The sequence below is a fragment of the Pseudomonas sp. AMR01 genome (assembly GCF_041946035.1).
Taxonomy (GTDB): domain Bacteria; phylum Pseudomonadota; class Gammaproteobacteria; order Pseudomonadales; family Pseudomonadaceae; genus Aquipseudomonas; species Aquipseudomonas antarctica_B.
On sequence record NZ_JAUTYR010000004.1, the window covers coordinates 31,229 to 47,112 of the forward strand.

At 55.0% G+C, this 15,884-nt stretch carries 17 protein-coding genes, 1 tRNA gene and 3 pseudogenes; 3 read left to right on the top strand and 18 right to left on the bottom strand.

Annotation, left to right across the window (positions count from 1 at the left end; translation table 11 throughout):
- The first annotated feature begins 71 nt into the window (after positions 1-71).
- On the top strand, positions 72-647 hold the full coding sequence (locus Q7C20_RS05190) for a flavin reductase family protein (protein ID WP_375066009.1): 576 nt from the start codon (positions 72-74) through the stop codon (positions 645-647).
- A 237-nt stretch (positions 648-884) separates the two neighbouring features.
- Here Q7C20_RS05190 and Q7C20_RS05195 read toward each other — a convergent pair whose 3' ends face one another.
- Complete coding sequence (locus Q7C20_RS05195) at positions 885-1,694, bottom strand: AraC family transcriptional regulator (RefSeq protein WP_375066011.1); 810 nt, start codon at positions 1,692-1,694, stop codon at positions 885-887.
- Between the two features lie 279 nt (positions 1,695-1,973).
- Between Q7C20_RS05195 and Q7C20_RS05200 the strand changes: the two are divergent.
- A pseudogene (locus Q7C20_RS05200) lies at positions 1,974-2,102 on the top strand (D-alanine--D-alanine ligase A); the annotation flags it as partial.
- Positions 2,103-2,128: 26 nt separating this feature from the next.
- Here the strand turns inward: Q7C20_RS05200 and Q7C20_RS05205 are convergent.
- From Q7C20_RS05205 to Q7C20_RS05245, 9 genes are all read right to left on the bottom strand, one after another.
- Entirely contained in the window at positions 2,129-2,443 is a 315-nt protein-coding gene (locus Q7C20_RS05205; protein WP_375066013.1) for a helix-turn-helix domain-containing protein, read from the bottom strand.
- Positions 2,430-2,672 (bottom strand): hypothetical protein, encoded by a 243-nt coding sequence (locus Q7C20_RS05210; protein WP_375066015.1) that lies wholly within the window; start codon positions 2,670-2,672, stop codon positions 2,430-2,432. The genes Q7C20_RS05205 and Q7C20_RS05210 overlap by 14 nt, the downstream gene beginning before the upstream one ends.
- A 237-nt stretch (positions 2,673-2,909) precedes the next feature.
- Entirely contained in the window at positions 2,910-3,620 is a 711-nt protein-coding gene (gene pgeF, locus Q7C20_RS05215; protein WP_375066017.1) for a peptidoglycan editing factor PgeF, read from the bottom strand.
- Between the two features lie 25 nt (positions 3,621-3,645).
- Entirely contained in the window at positions 3,646-5,475 is a 1,830-nt protein-coding gene (gene ggt, locus Q7C20_RS05220; protein WP_375066019.1) for a gamma-glutamyltransferase, read from the bottom strand.
- A 36-nt stretch (positions 5,476-5,511) separates the two neighbouring features.
- Positions 5,512-6,291, bottom strand: coding sequence for a PhzF family phenazine biosynthesis protein (locus Q7C20_RS05225; protein ID WP_375066021.1), 780 nt, complete (start codon positions 6,289-6,291; stop codon positions 5,512-5,514).
- A 102-nt stretch (positions 6,292-6,393) separates the two neighbouring features.
- Positions 6,394-7,227 carry an EamA family transporter gene (locus tag Q7C20_RS05230; RefSeq protein WP_375066023.1) on the bottom strand — a complete coding sequence of 278 codons (834 nt, stop codon included), beginning with the start codon at positions 7,225-7,227 and terminating at the stop codon, positions 6,394-6,396.
- Positions 7,224-7,790, bottom strand: coding sequence for a GNAT family N-acetyltransferase (locus Q7C20_RS05235; RefSeq protein ID WP_375066025.1), 567 nt, complete (start codon positions 7,788-7,790; stop codon positions 7,224-7,226). Before Q7C20_RS05235 ends, Q7C20_RS05230 begins: the two co-directional genes overlap by 4 nt.
- A 220-nt stretch (positions 7,791-8,010) precedes the next feature.
- The gene (locus Q7C20_RS05240; RefSeq protein ID WP_060548250.1) at positions 8,011-8,211 is read right to left on the bottom strand and encodes a KTSC domain-containing protein; all 201 of its coding nucleotides are present in this window, start codon (positions 8,209-8,211) and stop codon (positions 8,011-8,013) included.
- Positions 8,212-8,298: 87 nt separating this feature from the next.
- Positions 8,299-8,565 carry a hypothetical protein gene (locus tag Q7C20_RS05245; RefSeq protein ID WP_375066028.1) on the bottom strand — a complete coding sequence of 89 codons (267 nt, stop codon included), beginning with the start codon at positions 8,563-8,565 and terminating at the stop codon, positions 8,299-8,301.
- A 1,020-nt stretch (positions 8,566-9,585) separates the two neighbouring features.
- On the opposite strand from Q7C20_RS05245, the gene Q7C20_RS05250 reads away from it, so the two are divergent.
- Entirely contained in the window at positions 9,586-10,455 is an 870-nt protein-coding gene (locus tag Q7C20_RS05250; RefSeq protein WP_375066030.1) for a hypothetical protein, read from the top strand.
- A 106-nt stretch (positions 10,456-10,561) separates the two neighbouring features.
- On the opposite strand, the gene Q7C20_RS05255 is transcribed toward Q7C20_RS05250, so the two are convergent.
- From Q7C20_RS05255 to Q7C20_RS05290, 8 genes and pseudogenes are all read right to left on the bottom strand, one after another.
- Positions 10,562-10,660, bottom strand: a complete 99-nt coding sequence (locus Q7C20_RS05255; RefSeq protein ID WP_375066032.1) for a hypothetical protein — start codon at positions 10,658-10,660, stop codon at positions 10,562-10,564.
- Positions 10,661-10,692: 32 nt separating this feature from the next.
- A pseudogene (locus tag Q7C20_RS05260) lies at positions 10,693-11,280 on the bottom strand (IS66 family transposase); the annotation flags it as partial.
- Between the two features lie 52 nt (positions 11,281-11,332).
- A pseudogene (locus tag Q7C20_RS05265) lies at positions 11,333-11,428 on the bottom strand (IS66 family insertion sequence element accessory protein TnpB); the annotation flags it as partial.
- 338 nt (positions 11,429-11,766) lie between these two features.
- Positions 11,767-13,194 (bottom strand): hypothetical protein, encoded by a 1,428-nt coding sequence (locus Q7C20_RS05270; RefSeq protein ID WP_375066034.1) that lies wholly within the window; start codon positions 13,192-13,194, stop codon positions 11,767-11,769.
- A gap of 297 nt (positions 13,195-13,491) precedes the next feature.
- Complete coding sequence (locus Q7C20_RS05275; RefSeq protein WP_375066036.1) at positions 13,492-14,598, bottom strand: hypothetical protein; 1,107 nt, start codon at positions 14,596-14,598, stop codon at positions 13,492-13,494.
- Positions 14,599-14,733: 135 nt separating this feature from the next.
- A complete protein-coding gene (locus tag Q7C20_RS05280; RefSeq protein WP_375066038.1) occupies positions 14,734-14,982 on the bottom strand; it encodes a hypothetical protein in 249 nt (82 codons plus the stop codon).
- Between the two features lie 133 nt (positions 14,983-15,115).
- Positions 15,116-15,192 (bottom strand) — tRNA-Met (locus Q7C20_RS05285).
- A gap of 243 nt (positions 15,193-15,435) precedes the next feature.
- Positions 15,436-15,684: a DUF6124 family protein gene (locus Q7C20_RS05290; protein WP_375066040.1), complete on the bottom strand. Its 249-nt coding sequence runs from the start codon at positions 15,682-15,684 to the stop codon at positions 15,436-15,438.
- Between the last annotated feature and the right edge of the window lie 200 nt (positions 15,685-15,884).

The window sequence follows — 15,884 nt, forward strand, 5'->3', positions numbered from 1 at the left end:
TGTCGAGCTGACCCGTAGGGCTTATGCTTGAGGTATCGTAGGTTTTTTCTCGCTTGAAGAGCCGATCCTCCATGAGCCCTACTCACCGTCGCCCCGTTCCGCTGTCCAAAGCCTACCGCTTGCTCAACCACGGCCCGACCGTGTTGGTAAGTGCCGCGCATAACGGCCAGCGCAATATCATGGCTGCCGCCTGGGCCATGCCGCTGGATTTTGAACCGCCGAAAGTCGCCGTGGTGCTGGACAAGGCCACCTGGACCCGCCAGTTACTGGAAGGCGCGGGCACCTTTGTGCTTCAGGTGCCGTGCGTGGCCCAGGCCGATCTTGTGCAAACCGTTGGCAACATCACCGGTGCCGACACCGACAAATTCGCCGCTTACGGCTTGCAAACCTTCACGGGCGAACACACCGAAGCGCCGCTGCTGGAAGGTTGCGTGGCGTGGCTGGAATGCCGTTTGCTGCCCGAGCCGCACACACAACAGACCTACGATTTATTCCTCGGTGAAGTGGTCGCGGCGTATGCCGACGAGCGTGTGTTCAGCGAAGGGCACTGGCACTTCGACGGCCATGACGAGTCGCGCACCTTGCACCATGTCGCGGGCGGGAATTTCCTGACCATCGGCGAGCCGGTGGTTGGGCGTCAGTTGTAAGCAGCACCACTCGTCGATAGGCGGTGAAGGGCGCTGTTTTTGCCAGAACGGCTTGCGGTCTCCAGACAAATGGAGATCCAAATGTGGGAGCGGGCTTGCTCGCGAATGCGGTGTGTCAGCCACTGAATCTATCCACTGACACACCGCCTTCGCGAGCAAGCCCGCTCCCACAGTTCTGACCGAGCAAGACTTCAGCATCCTCACTGGGTTGGCTTTTCTGCCGCTTTCACGATGCACTCAGCGCCCCAGCATCTTCACCCAGCGCGACGGCGGCATGCCGTAAGTGCTGCGAAATTGCCGCGTCATATGGCTCTGGTCGGTAAACCCTGCGGTCAATGCCGCGTCCACCAGCAATTGGCCCTGGGCCAGCAGGCTGCGCACCAAATCCAGCCGCCGCATGGTCAAGTAACGGTAGGGACTGGTCCCAAACAACAACCGAAAATCCCGCGACAACGCCCAGCGATCACGGCCGCAATGGTCAGCGATTTCATCCAGGGTAATGCTGCGGCCCAAGGCGCTGAGGATGAATTCCCGAGCACGCTCGGCGGCGACGTAATCGAACGATTTACGGCTGATAATCTCGCCCGACGTATGGCTCAGTGCCTGGGCCAGGTCGAACATCGCGTCCTGCTCTTGCAAAGGATCAATCGGGCAATCCAGGCTTTGCAACAACACTTCGCTGGCACGGAACAGCCGTGGATCGGTCGACAAACCATTGGGGATAAACGGCAACGGCTTACCGCCGAGAACCTGCTGGATCAACGCCGGCTCCACATAAATCATCCGGTACTTGAAGCCTTCCACACTGCTGGCGCGGCCGTCATGGCTCTCATCGGGATGAATCACCATGGTCGTGCCAGGCAGGCTGTGGGTCATGCAGCCACGGTAATGGTAACTCTGCACGCCAAACAAGGTGCGGCCAATGGCGTAAGTGTCATGGCGATGCGGGTCGAACGCGAAACCGGCGAAGTACGCCTCGATACGGTCCAGGCCGCTGGCGTGCGGGGCGCGGTGCAACCAGTCGAGGGTGGAAGTCGGATTGCCCATGGTGGCTTGTCACAAATGGAGATGGAAATACGCTAACCAAGTCTGCATCCGTTGTCTGTGCAGGTCTTGTACGATTGTGCAGCGTGCTGGCGAGGCAAAGGAACGTTGATAGCGCAGTGGATATTCAAGCGTTGCGCGGGTGTTTTCCAGCGAGCGCATGGCCGGCGGTTACAGCCGTTGGCGGAACTGGCTCGACCGTTTCGGCGGCGGTGTTATGTGTTGTTAGGCGCACATCCTTCGAAACGGCGGTGAACATGCTGGCCTGCCAGTGTTCGTCAAACCCGCATCTGCATGTACCCCAAGCTGTGGCAGGCGGCCGGCATGAGCTACAGCGAGTGGGTGAGCCGCTTGATTGAGCTGGCGCTTGAGCGCCATGCGGGACGCAAGGGGTTGAAGATCAGTCGCTAGTCATTGGCCGAATGACCGTAACGGCGTTAGGCGTTACTGAGTACTTCCCGAAAAACATCTGGTCTGATGGCCGCAATGTGCAGCAGAGAGCGAGCGGCACCTGAGGGGGACCGACGCCCTTGTTCCCACTCCTGAAGGGTTCTTACCGAAACCCCTAAAAGCTCAGCAAACCTGGGCTGGGACAAGCCTGTCTTGCTTCTTGCTTCAGCGGCTTGAGTGGTCTCAACGTGATTCACCGAGCCGTAACGCCCCGCGTTAATGTCCTTAACGGCGACGAGTAATTCCTCGCCGATATTGCGTTTGGAGTCACGTTCCTTCAGCTGTTTCTCAGTGAGTGGCATGGTTCATTTCCTTCGCGATTCTGTACAGGGTATGCGCTGGAATATTCTCGGTTGCGCCCTTTCCATAAATCAGTAGCGCTACCAGAGCCCCGCAAGCCAACTGTGTGGTGTAGATAATTCTCACCGCCCCGCTCTTGCCTCGCCCCTCTAAATTCCAGCGTACTTTTCGGCAACCACCTGAGCCTGGAACGACCGTTCCGGCTTCAGGATGGTTGGCTAGAAAAGCCATGAAAATACCTCTTTCCTCCTCGGTCCAGTAGTCAGGCCATAGCCTGCTGAACAGCGGAGACTCTATGATCGTTAACACGCGAAATTCTACGTCTTTGACGTAGCCTCTGGCAAGAAAGCACGGACCAGAAAATCGCAGGAGAAAAGAGGCTGCTCAAGAGGCTTTTTACTGCAAAAAATGACATGGCACTTTGCGTACGAAGCGCAGAGTGGGAGCTTGGGAGAGCTGCTTGTAGGTTCAGTCTCGGCGGTCTGTACGAGCAATCCACGAATAAATCAGCGTCTTCGGCTCCTCAAGGTTATGCGTTCTTCGGCGGTAGCTGGCGTAGGTGGGTGACGTGCAATACGTGCACGCCTCACTCACCTCAATCTGCTCCCGCTTCACCCCCGCCGCCAGCAACAACATCAGCCCATACCCGCTTAAATCAAACCATGCACTGCCCGGCTGCCTCGCGTGAGGCGGTGGGATTTGCGGCGCCAGCAACGGCGACGGTTGCGTGAGGTGCCACAGGTGGTGCTGATGCGCCGGAAACTGCGCAATAAATGCGTCGCTCACCTCATAACAGCACGGCTTAATCGACGGCCCAATCGCCACCTGCAACTGGTCCACGGTGATGCCTTCGTCGGCGAAACACTGTACGGCATTGGCGATAATCCCGGCTTGCAGCCCCTTCCAGCCACCGTGCACGGCGGCCACCCGGTCGCCGTTTTTCGCGGCGATCAGAATGGGCAGGCAATCGGCGGTAATCACCGCAATGGGCTGATGCGCAGCGGTGCAGACACCGTCGGCCTCGAGGGTATTGGCCACTTGGCCCGCCTGCCATTCAATCACTGACGCGCTGTGCACCTGCTTGCAGATAAACACGTCATCCGGGCGCAATGGATCATTGATCGAACAAAAACCATGGTCGATGCCCGGAAGGGCGCCGATATTATCTGCCTGCTGCACGTGGCTCTCTCCGAAAATTTAAGGTTCAGTCGCCGACCGCTTCGCCTTCACGCCGGGGGTCGGCGCCGCCGCTCAGCGACACTTTCCCTTGGGCATCGCGGGTTCGCACGATGGCCTGGATGCCGCTGGTCATATCAATTTCGCTCAACGCGTGGCCTTTGTCTCGCAGTGCCTGTTTCAACGCCGGGCTGAACAAACCCGCTTCCAGTTCGGTAGCACCATTGCGGCTACCGAAGTTGGGCAGGCCTATGGCGGCCTGCGGGTCGAGTTTCCAGTCGAGCATCGCCACCAGGGATTTGCTCACGTACTCGATAATCTGAGAACCGCCCGGTGAACCCACCGTGGCCAGCAACTCGCCGCTGTTACGGTCGAACACCAGAGTGGGCGCCATCGCCGAGCGCGGGCGTTTACCCGGTTCGACGCGGTTGGCCACCGGTTGGCCGTTCTCTTCGGGGATAAACGAAAAGTCGGTCATCTGGTTGTTCAGCAAAAAGCCCTGAACCATCAGGTGCGAGCCAAAGGCCGCTTCCACCGTGGTGGTCATCGACACGGCGCCGCCCTGGTCATCCACCGCCACCACTTGCGAGGTGGAGATGCGCAGCGGCGAACGGTCCGGCGCGTAGGCGACCTGGATGCCTGCCGGTTGGCCCGGTTTGGCGATGCCCATGCTGCGCTCACCGATCAGCGCCGCGCGCCTGGCCAGGTAGTCCGGGGCGACGAGGCCCGCGACGGGGACCGGCACGAAGTCGGCATCGGCCACGTACAAGGCACGGTCGGCGAAAGCGAGGCGGCCCGCTTCGGCGAGCAGGTGCACGGCCTCGGGCGTGGGTTCAAGGGCTGCTGGCGATGGGCTCTTCACGGGCGTCATTGATGCGATGGCGAGTGCCGGGTCGCGGGCTTCAAGGGCCTGCAACGTGCCAAGGATTTGCGCGACAGCGATGCCGCCCGACGACGGCGGCGGCATGCCACACACACGGTAGTGTTTGTAATCAGTGCACAGCGGCGCGCGTTCTTTGGCGGTGTAGGCCTTGAGGTCCGCCTGCGACAGGCTGCCCGCGTTGCGATTGCCCTGAACCTTGCGCGCAATCTCATCGGCTATCGGCCCTTTGTACAGTGCGTCCGGCCCTTCCTTGGCGATGCGTTTGAACACGGCGGCCAGCGCCGGGTTTTTCAACAGTGTGCCGGTGGCTTTCGGCGTGCCGTCGGCGTTCAGGAAGTAGGCGGCCATGTCGGGCGATTGAGGGATATAGCGGTCGGCCGCGATCAAGCTGTGCAAGCGCGGGGAAATCGCAAAGCCGTTTTCGGCCAGCCGAATCGCCGGCTCAAACAGCGTGGCCCAGGGCAGGTGCCCGGTTTTTTTGTGCGCCATCTCCAGCGCTCGCAACACCCCCGGCGTGCCCACCGAACGCCCGCCAATCTGCGCCTCGGGAAACGCCAGTTGAGTGCCATCGGCTCTGAGGAACAGACGCTCAGTCGCCCCAGCCGGCGCCGTTTCGCGGCCGTCGTAGGCGTGCACGTTTTTCCCGTCCCACAGCATGATGAACGCGCCGCCGCCGATACCGGACGATTGCGGTTCCACCAGAGTCAATACCGCCTGCATCGCAATCGCCGCATCTATAGCTGAACCGCCTTGGCGCAACATCTCGCGCCCGGCCTCGGCGGCCAACGGGTTGGCGGCGGCAGCCATATGGCGCTCGGCGTGCTGCGTGGTGAGGTCGGTGCGATAACCCGAGCCCAACTCCGGTGCCGGCGGTTGCTCATTGATGGGGCTGTGGCAGCCAGCCAGGGCGAGGGCGGCGGTAATCACTGACAGTTGACGGCGGGAAATCGAAAACACGCGTTGAACTCCGTTCATTGTGAAAATGATCTGTTGTCCTTGGGGCAGTCCTTTTTACAGGTAAATCGTACCGTGCAGGTAGAGCACCGCTTCGCCCGAGATGATCACGCGGTCGCCCTTGAGTTCACACCGCAACTGCCCACGACGCTTGCCGCCCTGTTCAGCGCTGAGTTGCGAGGTGCCCAAACGCTCGGCCCAGAACGGTGCCAACGAAGTGTGGGCGGAGCCTGTGACCGGGTCTTCATTGATGCCCACATTCGGGCCAAACCAACGTGACACAAAATCAAACCGGGTGCTTTTGGCCGTCACCGCGATCCCGCGCTTGGGCAGGCCCTTGAGGCGGGCGAAATCCGGCGTAAGCGCTGCGACTTGAGCTTCGTCGTCTACCAGTACGATGTAATCATCGGTGGCAAACACCTCCGCGTGTTCAATCCCCAGAGCGCTCAACAGGCCGCTGGGTGGCTCGCAGCGCACAGGCCGCTTGGCCGGGAAATCCATCGCTAGTTCGTCGCCAGTGCGCGTCACCCGAAGCTCGCCGCTGCGGGTGGCAAAGCGCAATACGTCAGGCGCGCCAGGCAACATGTGAATCAGCACCCACGCCGCCGCCAACGTGGCATGTCCACACAGGTCCACTTCGACGTCGGGTGTGAACCAGCGCAACTCGTAACCATCGCCACGGGGCACGAAGTACGCGGTTTCCGAGAGGTTGTTTTCAGCGGCGATGTTTTGCAACTGCGCATCGGTCAGCCACTCGGTGAGCGGAACCACGGCGGCGGGGTTGCCACCGAACGCGTGCTTGCTGAAAGCGTCGACTTGGTAGATATCCAGTTTCACCGTGAGGCACTCCGTGTGGGGGAGGCTGGACACTAACAGTGGGTTCGGTGGAGCGTCAAAGTACAGATGGGTGCTTTTATTGGGCGCATGAACCTCGCGCGGTCAGCCCAGTCGCAGCAGCATCGCCCCGGCGGCGATGATGCACGCGGCGACGACCCGCACCCGCGTCAGGTGTTCTTTAAGCACCAGCGCCGAGATCAACACGCCAAACAGGATGGAGGTTTCCCTGAGCGCAGACACTGTGGCGATGGGCGCCGCCGTCATGGCCCACAGCGCCAGGCCATACGAAGCGATCGTCCCAGCGCCGCCGACGACGCCCAGCCGCCAGTTGCGCGTGACGTAATCGCAGAACACCGCGCGCCGAGTCGTTAACGCCCATGCCGCAAGCGGGAGACCCGTCAGCAGAAAAATCCACAGTGTGTAGGCCGCCAGCGCGCCGGATTTACGTACGCCCAAGCCGTCGATAAGGGTGTAGCCCGCAATTACGCCCGCGTTGATCAATGCCAGGATCACGCCTTTTCTCTGCCCCGCCGAAGGGCCCACGGCCATGCTCAAGATGCCCAGAGAGATCACCGCAATACCCAGCCATGCGAACGCCGACAAGCTCTCCGACAAAAGACATACGCTGACCGCCGCCACCAGCAAAGGCGCGGTGCCGCGCATGATCGGGTAGGTTTGGCTCATGTCGGCAATGCGGTACGTCGAGGCAACCAGCACGAAATACACCACCTGAAGCACCACCGACGCACCGATGAACGGCCAGCTCTGTTTCGCCGGAAGTTCAAGAAACGGAAGCGTTGCCAGGGCAATCAACGATGCGACGCAGGTGATGGTGCAGGTGGTGAGCAGCTTGTCGCTGCCGCCTTTGACCACCGCGTTCCAGGTGGCGTGAAGCAGCGCGCCGAGCAGGATAATGGCGAACACCTCGAGGCTCATGCGTCAGGGTGTCCCGGATTGATCAGCGACGTCAGCACGTGGTCCGCCCACACACCATTAATTTTGAGATACGCCCGCGCTTCGCCCTCTCGCTCAAACCCCAACCGCGTCAGCAGTCGTTCACTGCGGGTATTTTCTGGTCGGTAGTTGGCCATGATGCGATGCAGTTTCATATTCTCGAACACATGCGCAATCGCAGTCGTCAGCGCTTTGTGCATCAACCCCTGGCCCTGAGCCGACTCGCAGAGCGCATAACCCAAGTGGCAGGCCTGGAATGCGCCGCGCACGATGTTGCTGAAGTTGCAGGTGCCAATGATGTGGTCGTCGCGCAGTATCAGCAGATGCAAGGCATCGCCGTTGGCGGTTTTCTCGGCCATGGTTTCAAGGCGCAGGATGATGGCGTCAAGTTCGAAGAAATCACCACCGCGCGTCGGTTCCCAGGGTTGCAGGAAAACACGGTTTTGCACCAGGTACGCTTGCAAAGCGCGAGCGTGGGACGGGTCGGCGGCTTGAAGTGTCAGTCGCGGGGTGGCGATGCCTTGGGTGGGGAAGTGAGGGTTCACGTATCGCCTCCTTGTGGTTGGGGGCGAGTATGCCTCAGCACTTTTCTCGAGGCATAAAAAAACGGCCTACCTTTCGGTAAGCCGTTTTTAGTACTTGGTGTACACAGTCATTTGAACTGGGTCTGTATAGTGCTGTTATATATAGGTTTTGTTGGTGTGTTGTGAGTTAGGCATACATGTGGGAATACATGCTCCTCCTTGCTACCTCTCAACCATGCCCTCAGCACTGGTAGCGATCACGAATGTACCGATTGTAGTAAGAACCCTTTGAGCTAGCTGACATCAACCCTTGGTGGATCGTCGGGGGAACGTTACAGAAGTCGTAGGAGTGTCCTTGCTGAAAACGGATTCTCATTCTCTTGGTGGCAGCATCGTAGCCAACAGAGGTCATTGCATCAGATCGAACAGCAACCATATCCATATCACTTTCCCTAGCAGCGACGAGCTCCAGGTTGGTAGCTCGATCACTCGATGCTAAGCCAATCCGCCGGGTGTTTGCTTCAGAGGTCTAAAACCCGCTGGGAGAACGTGATTTCGCTAACCTCAATAATTGGGTGAAGCGGTAAATCGCGACGTGTATCTCATCTAGCGTATCCCCGTCCCACTCCTCAACCGTCTCTAACTCAGCTCGTAAACTGACGATACGCTGTTCGATTTCTTCGACTTCAGCGGCACCGCATTGCCTAGCGATTGCCTGCCAGTCGTCATCAGAGATTTTTTCGTGGAGAGCCAAGCCGGCTCGGGCATTTACGATCAGCTTCTGAAGGTTACTCATCTGAGATCTCGGGTGGGCGGCAGAAAAAGGTGCTGGGGACCCTGTCGATATCCTGAGTATACGGGGCATGAAAACCCGCGGGATCGAGTTAGTGGGAGGTGCCGGAAGTTACTGAAATTTCAATCGTTGAAATTGAAAGGATCTTGAGAAAAGGGAAATTGTTATCGTACCGGTAATGACAACCTCGGGTCTGTCGCCGCTTAGTGCAGATGCACAGGTGAACATGTAATTCATTGGTTCAACTGGCCCTATACTTGAAATGCTCCCGCTAAAAAGATCCGGGTTTCCCAGCCCGTTACGATGTGAACTCTGGTGGGCCCATGCATCTGGTGGAGGCTGTTCTTGACCTCCGCCGAGGGAATCAGTGCTTATGGGGCGTCGGGGGACCGACTCGCCTGCAAAGGTTGTAACGATGGTCTCTAAGTGGCTGCATTCATTCAGAAATCTACAATTAGCATCAGTCGATTCTGACGTTCCATGATCGTGTTACTAGCCCAGCTTGTATGACGCTTGGCTAGTGGAGTGCGCGGCAGGTGTTGGTCTGCCACCGCCGGCCTCTAGTGAGAATTATCGGGACGAAGGGCCTCTGTCAGGAGGGGCAGATCCAAAAGCTCTGGTAGGCCGATATTTTGATAGCTAATATCCCTAGGGTTATTGGAGGTTGTAGCAATTAAAAAAGCTTTATTCTCGTACCAAATCGATCGTCATCCCCAATATCGCCCAGCCACCCGACAGGTCTCCTAGGAACACGCAGGGTACACTTTCTGTTCTTACTGAAGAGTGTAGCGATTCATAAATAAATTATTAGGTCTAGATGCTATGTCAAATAGAGATGAGTTTTTGGTTTCAACTAAGAGAGTACTCTGCAGTAGATCGGGAAATAAATGTTCCTTTCCAGCATGCGATGCCCCTACATCTGGTCCTAGCGATGAGTCCGACGAGGCCATCGATTCTACGGGTATGGCATGTCATATTTATGCAGCAGCCCCTGGTAAAGGGGCTAAAAGATACGATTATAAGATGAGCCAAGAAGAGAGGCGAAACGTAAAGAACGGGATATGGATGTGCTTTAAGCACGGCAAGCAGATAGATAATGATGAGTGCAGATTCACGTCAGAACTCCTTTTTAAGTGGAAAGAAGTCGCAGAAAGAAAAGCGCAGATTGAGCAGGAGTTAGGGCGGGCGTTGTCAAAAGATAGTCGGCGGCTACTTCATATCGGGTTGCCAAAACATATGATCAAGATTGCAACAGCTAATGGATCTGAAAATGCTTTAATAGGTGATGCGCTCAGAGATTCATGTGCAAGTGCAATTTGGGGTGAAAATCTCATCGGCTATGTTAGAGATTATCTCATAGAGCGAACTCGGAACGCATTCAAGCACGGCGGCGCAACAGAGGTCAAAATTGAAGTTAGCGCAAAGCAAATAGTGCTTATAGACGATGGAGACAAATTTGATCATCTTGAGTTGCTGAACAGTAATAGAGCTAGGGGTGGAGCAGCGTCGAAGAAAAAGCTGTTGGAGAAATATAGTAACGAAGTTGTGTCGGTAGTCCGTCGTGTAGGTGATCATAATTTTTCCACTTTCTCTTTACTTGTTGACGCGGATGAACTGGCTCAGGTAACTCCGTGTACAATTGAGCTGAGATATGGTATGGAGGAAAGTCCAAACTTTAACTTGGAGATCTTTGAATCTTGCTCTCATATTTATGTGACTTTGCCGAGATACTTTTCTACCAGTGATCTCTATTGGCTGCATACGATACTTCCTGCATTAGATAACGATGAAAGTAGGTTGGTTTTCGTTATGCGTGAGGTAGCAGATTATATTCCTGGAGAATTGGCGCGGTCCTATCCCCAGTCGAGGATTATGAACTTGAGTTCGCGTTAGATTTAAGCGGGCTTTTGTGATGGTTAAATGGTTCGCCGCAGAGAAATAACTTGCCATACGTGGCAAAGATAATAAAAGGCCTCTTTGAGGTCTTTTGCATAACGACTTAAGATTTGAGCCAGCTTTCAACTTCGGTAGCTCCGTGCTTGATTTTCCATTCTTTTAGCACCTTCTGATTTCCACCTTTCGTTTGTAAGCGCTCCATAAACCCCACCGACTTCAAGATGAGTAACGCGCCTATCTAGGCGATGCCTGCGAGCAGTTCCACGGCAACAGGGCTTCATAATCTTCTACAAAGGTCGCCATTGGCATGCGCTCCAGTACGTGGCGCAGCCACGCATAGGGCTCTTGGCCATTGGCTTTGGCTGTCTCGACCAAGCTATAAAGTTGAGCGCTTGCCTTGGCGCCTCTGGGCGTGTCGCTGAACAGCCAGTTCTTTCTTCCGATCACGAAGGGGCGGATGGCTCGTTCAGCGGCGTTGTTATCAATCGGCAGGTAACCTTCCTCGACGTACCGCTCAAGCTTTTCCCAGTTGTTTGCCAGATAGGTAACTGCTTTGCCAAGTGCATTCTGTGTAGTCAAATAGGGCAGTGTTTTGCGCAACCACTCTTTGAGTTGCCCCATTACGTGGCAGCTCAAGTCCTGACGAGATTTTTTACGTACCTCGTCGCTTATCTCCTTGTAAGCGATCTCGATACCGTACAACTTGCTGATCAGTTTCAAGGCTATATCTGCGCGCCCCGTCTTGCCTTTGGGTTGCACTTTTTGTGCTTCCACGAACTTGCGACGAGCATGCGCCCAGCACCCTAGGCGCTCGACCGTATCGTTCGGACTTGAGACGTTTGAGCCAAAGACAGAAGCCGTTGCGCTCCCAATATAAAATTTTCACTCGGTTACGCGGCTTGTTGAGGAAAACGAAAAGCACGGGGTCGAATACTGCGACTTTAATATCCAGCTCGACCAGCGCAGCCAAGCTGTCGATCGTTTTTCGGAAGTCGACAGGCTTGGGGGTATAGATACACTTTTTCGACTTTAGCGTCGGGTCGCATCATGATGAACGGGCCCCTTAGGGAATCGGAAGCACAGCATCCAACATCAGCTAAGCGCTTTGAATGTGAGGTTTGTGGAGCGCTTACATTTTGTTCGTCGTCAACTTTTTCAGGTGAAGCGACAACTGAGCGTGGCCGCGCGTTTGCACCAGGTGCGCGATGGGCGTGCACTAAATCACGCGCCGTAGTATCTGGTTCCTGCTCGGGGCATCCGGCTTGGATATGCCTAGACGGTGGATACCGTCGATTTGTAAGCCGCCACTCAAGGCTTCTCATAACTGGCTGCTAGAGGAGGTTGCCAACCCGCGACTGGTCCTACGTGGACCTTCACCCCCCTAGCAAATTGCTCTTGATGGTACGGAGCACCTCTATACAAGATTACATCGCAATCTTTTTCCAGGTCTTTGTACAAACAGTTATCACTGGCACAACTGTAGAGTAGTGCAACGCTTAGCGAGCCTGTGTCGCTTTTTGCCAATAGTTTTACGTATATATCGCTTGAGTCTTCTGTAAACTCTACCGCCCATCCTGCGCTTCTTAGGGGTCTTACTAAGTCGTCAATGCAATCCTTCATAAGCAACGACTTTCGGAGGGTAGTCCCGTCATCGGTTGGAACGACGGGTACCACTTTTCCACTTTCGTGGTAGTGTTTTTCCTCCATAAGTTTTATTACCATTTGGGCCGATCCGTGCAGAATGGCCTGTTGCCATAGCAGTTCGCTGTCTTTATCTGGTGCTGGAAAAAAAAGAGAAACCGAGTTGTCTCGACAATACCATGACTCAATAAGACCGATAGTGGATATCGCGACGATTAATCGTGCCAAATTGGCTCTCTGCCATTCAGGGGAAAGTCCGTGGGCGAATAAATGTCTGTTTAAATTTGCGGCACCTGTGTATTCGTCGGTACTTTTGAAGAATGAGTCTTGCAGCCATCGTCGAAAAGTTTCAAATGCAAATACTCGTTCGTCCATACAGAACAGATAATCGACGCTTTTATAGCCGGTAGGCGTCCACATACCTTCATAGTGAAGCTCTGCGGCATGCTGGATGGCCCCCTCTACCACTCGATTTACCTTTTCCAAGGTCGCTAAGGATTGCATCTCTTTGGGGAGTATTCGAGTTATTGCTCCCTCGATGGCCGGTATAAGTGCCGCTATACTCGCTGATTTATAGCCTGCGTAAAATGCCAAATATGCTTCTCTGGCTAGCGGGCGGATATCTATTAAGCATTTCGCGTTCCCCATTATTTGCTCTATACATACAGCTTCAAACGAAAGTGTATAGATTGTGGAAGTGTGATAATTAAACATCTCGATGGCTTCGGATGCAGATCTAAGCTTCGCGTCTTGAAGTATTTTTCGTGCGTCTCCTCCGCTAACCCAGAAGGGTGAGAACCACTCCAGTTTCTTCCATTCTTCTGCTATCTGGTTGGAATGGTCGTGCCTCTCTTGCCAGGTTTCTATACTTTTATCAGTTGTTATAGGCAGGCATGCGCTTCCTTCTTTTGTATGGATAACTATGCAGTCTGTTTTGTTGAAAGCGCCAATCTCCTTGCGCTCTATTCCAGTAACACAAAGTCCTTTGTCCATAGCCCAGGATTTTAGTTGTTCAAGAGTGACGCTTTCTTGGTTTGATTTTTGATATCTAGCCCAGATTGCGCAAAAAGCATATTCCATCGCGCTTCTTTTCATCAGATGCTCCTTGAAGCTAGACCTTTGAGTTGACCAGTATTGCGTATCAGATGGCACTAGGCGGAGAGAGGAGCCAAATGACAGGACACAGTAAAGCTGATCGTTCTGCAAGCTCTAAAACCTGTCATCGAGCGCGCATCAGAACCTGGCAAAAGCTGACATCGGACCGTGGCGAATGCTTGAGCGCACCAGGTGCAAAGAACTGGCTACCTCTGGTCTATGGCCCGTCGCTAAGTGGTTAAGGTAACGGGCACCGTGGCGCTCTTGATCGACATTACAGGAGAAGAGCGGCTCAAATCATGCGATGACGACCTCGTCGACAGTCGGAAGCCAGGCTTTGAATTCTGCTCCGTTGGCAATCCGTCGAAATCCGAAAGGTGTAACCATGAGAAGGGCGTTGTCGTTGTTCTCTGGAACGGGGGCCTGGTCCCACAGTCCATTCTCTTCTACCTCCGAAATGAGTGCGGCGAACTGTTCCACGCTTTCAAGGCCGACTGTTGAAATCTCAAAACCTGTCTGGATCACATCTGAAATGAGTGCGGGTGGAGCATCCATGCCGGGGCTGGCATAAGCCGTCACCATCCTCCCGCCAAGGTGGTCGTTGATCCGTTTCTGTCGCTCGTAGGCTGCATCCACTTGTTGGCCAGGCGCGTTACTAGATACTGAAAACCTCCCATCCTCCGTCAATTCGATTCGCCACGGCATAGGCGGGTTGTCGCTAAATCTACCTATGATGGTTCGAGCGGGGAGAAATGATTCTGCCGTTTTCTGCTGGAATGCCTGTAGGAGCTCAAAGAAAAACATCGCAATCTGGAATGCGACTTCTATCTCGGCATTAGACACGAGTATCGGATTGCCACCGTTTCTTCGCCTTACTCGCAGACCTTCTTGAGCCAAAATGTAATCCGCATGCGCAATTGCGTTTCTGATGTCGTCACGGAAAGTGATCTCCAAAAGCCGCGCGAGGCCGATCATTCCGATTTCGGTGGCGACCTCTGCTAAGCGTCGAAACATTCTATTGGCATTGGGGCCTATCACTGCTCTCGGTTCCTTGCGAACTCGCACGAGGTCTTGGAACGGCCAGAGATTGTAAGGCTTCAATTGCGTAATACGCATGGTGTTCAGCAACCCCTCGTATACGCCGCCGGCTTCTGCAAGATGGGCGTATAGGCATAGCACTTGGCGAAGCTCGGCACGGGTCAATGGCTCCCCCTTTGACCCGAGGACTTTCAGCTCATGGAAAACCTCGTGGGCAGTGGCGACAGTACTCCAGCCAGCATCCTGCATTCCTCGGAACTCGCCGAAAAGACCTGCGGCGGTGTCGATTTCATTGATTTTGCGCACATAGGCAAACAAATAGGTGAGCTGGGTGTTCAGCTCTCGAAGATAGGCTTGAGCTTCCATGTTTTGCCTCTGAATGCATGTGGTTGCTAACGGATTACGATGAAGCAGCGTGGTTACTTTTGGTGGTTACCAGCGAGGTGCCGAAACAAACGATTTGGTCTGAATGAGACCATATCGTCTGTTTCGACCAGTCAGCTACATGGAGCTTGGGCGAATGTCCGTTCCATTCTGAGTACCCGAGATCCTGAATTTTTGGGTTTTTCCTGAGCTGATCTCGGCTGCCGTTTCCTTTACGGGCTGTCCGATCTGCATTGCACAGAGGCCGTCGCCTTCGTCATTGCCGGCGATGCCAACGATGTGCCGACCTGGCCTGACCTTGAATTTCACAATTTCACCGGTGTCGATGCGGGCGACCTTTTTTCCGTCGATAAGCACGTTGGCCAAGCAGCCGCCAGATGCCCAAAAACCGTTGTCTCGACTAACTGCCAGTGTCGCACCGTTGGGGGCGAGTATGCCTCAGCACTTTTCTCGAGGCATAAAAAAACGGCTTACCTTTCGGTAAGCCGTTTTTAGTACTTGGTGGCTACACAGGGACTTGAACCCCGGACCCCAGCATTATGAATGCTATGCTCTAACCAACTGAGCTATGTAGCCAAGTGGCGCGCATTATTCGCGTAGAACGGGAATGCGTCAAGCACTTTTATTGAGATTTTTTCTACGCTTTCAACTGTTTAACGAAAAACCGGCTAAACGGCGACGGGCGGCAATGTTCGATCCGTGAAGATCTAATGTGGGAGCGGGCTTGCCCGCGATGGCGGTGGGTCGGTTGGCAGGTGTGCTGGCAGACACGGCGCTATCGCGGGCAAGCCCGCTCCCACATTGGGTTTGCGGCGCGTTCTAGATCGCGTTATTGGGCTGCGGCAGACAATCTATCATGCGGTCGATCACGGTTTTGGCCATTTCCAGCAAGTGCCACACGGCGTGGATCTTGGCGCGATCGTGGGGTGGAAGGTTGTCACCGCAGTCCAGAGCAGTCGCAGCTGCGCTTTGGATCAGATGGGAGACGTAGAGTTGAGCGTCTTCGAAGCTGAGGTCTTCATTGACGATAAGGCAGTTTGTGGGTGCATCGGTAAAGGATTTGCTCATGGTGTAACTCCTGTCTGATTGAACGAAGTTTTCACCTATTGATTTCTGGCTGCTAAACCAGGCCACTTGCAGGTGGCGGGAGGTAGGTTAATGAGCCGACTAAGCGCAAACAACCCCAAAATATTCTTCAGGAAACGTCCTTCAAGTGAAAGGGACTTACCCTGCGGGCCGGGCTTTTCTTCAAGCATACAAAAAAGGCC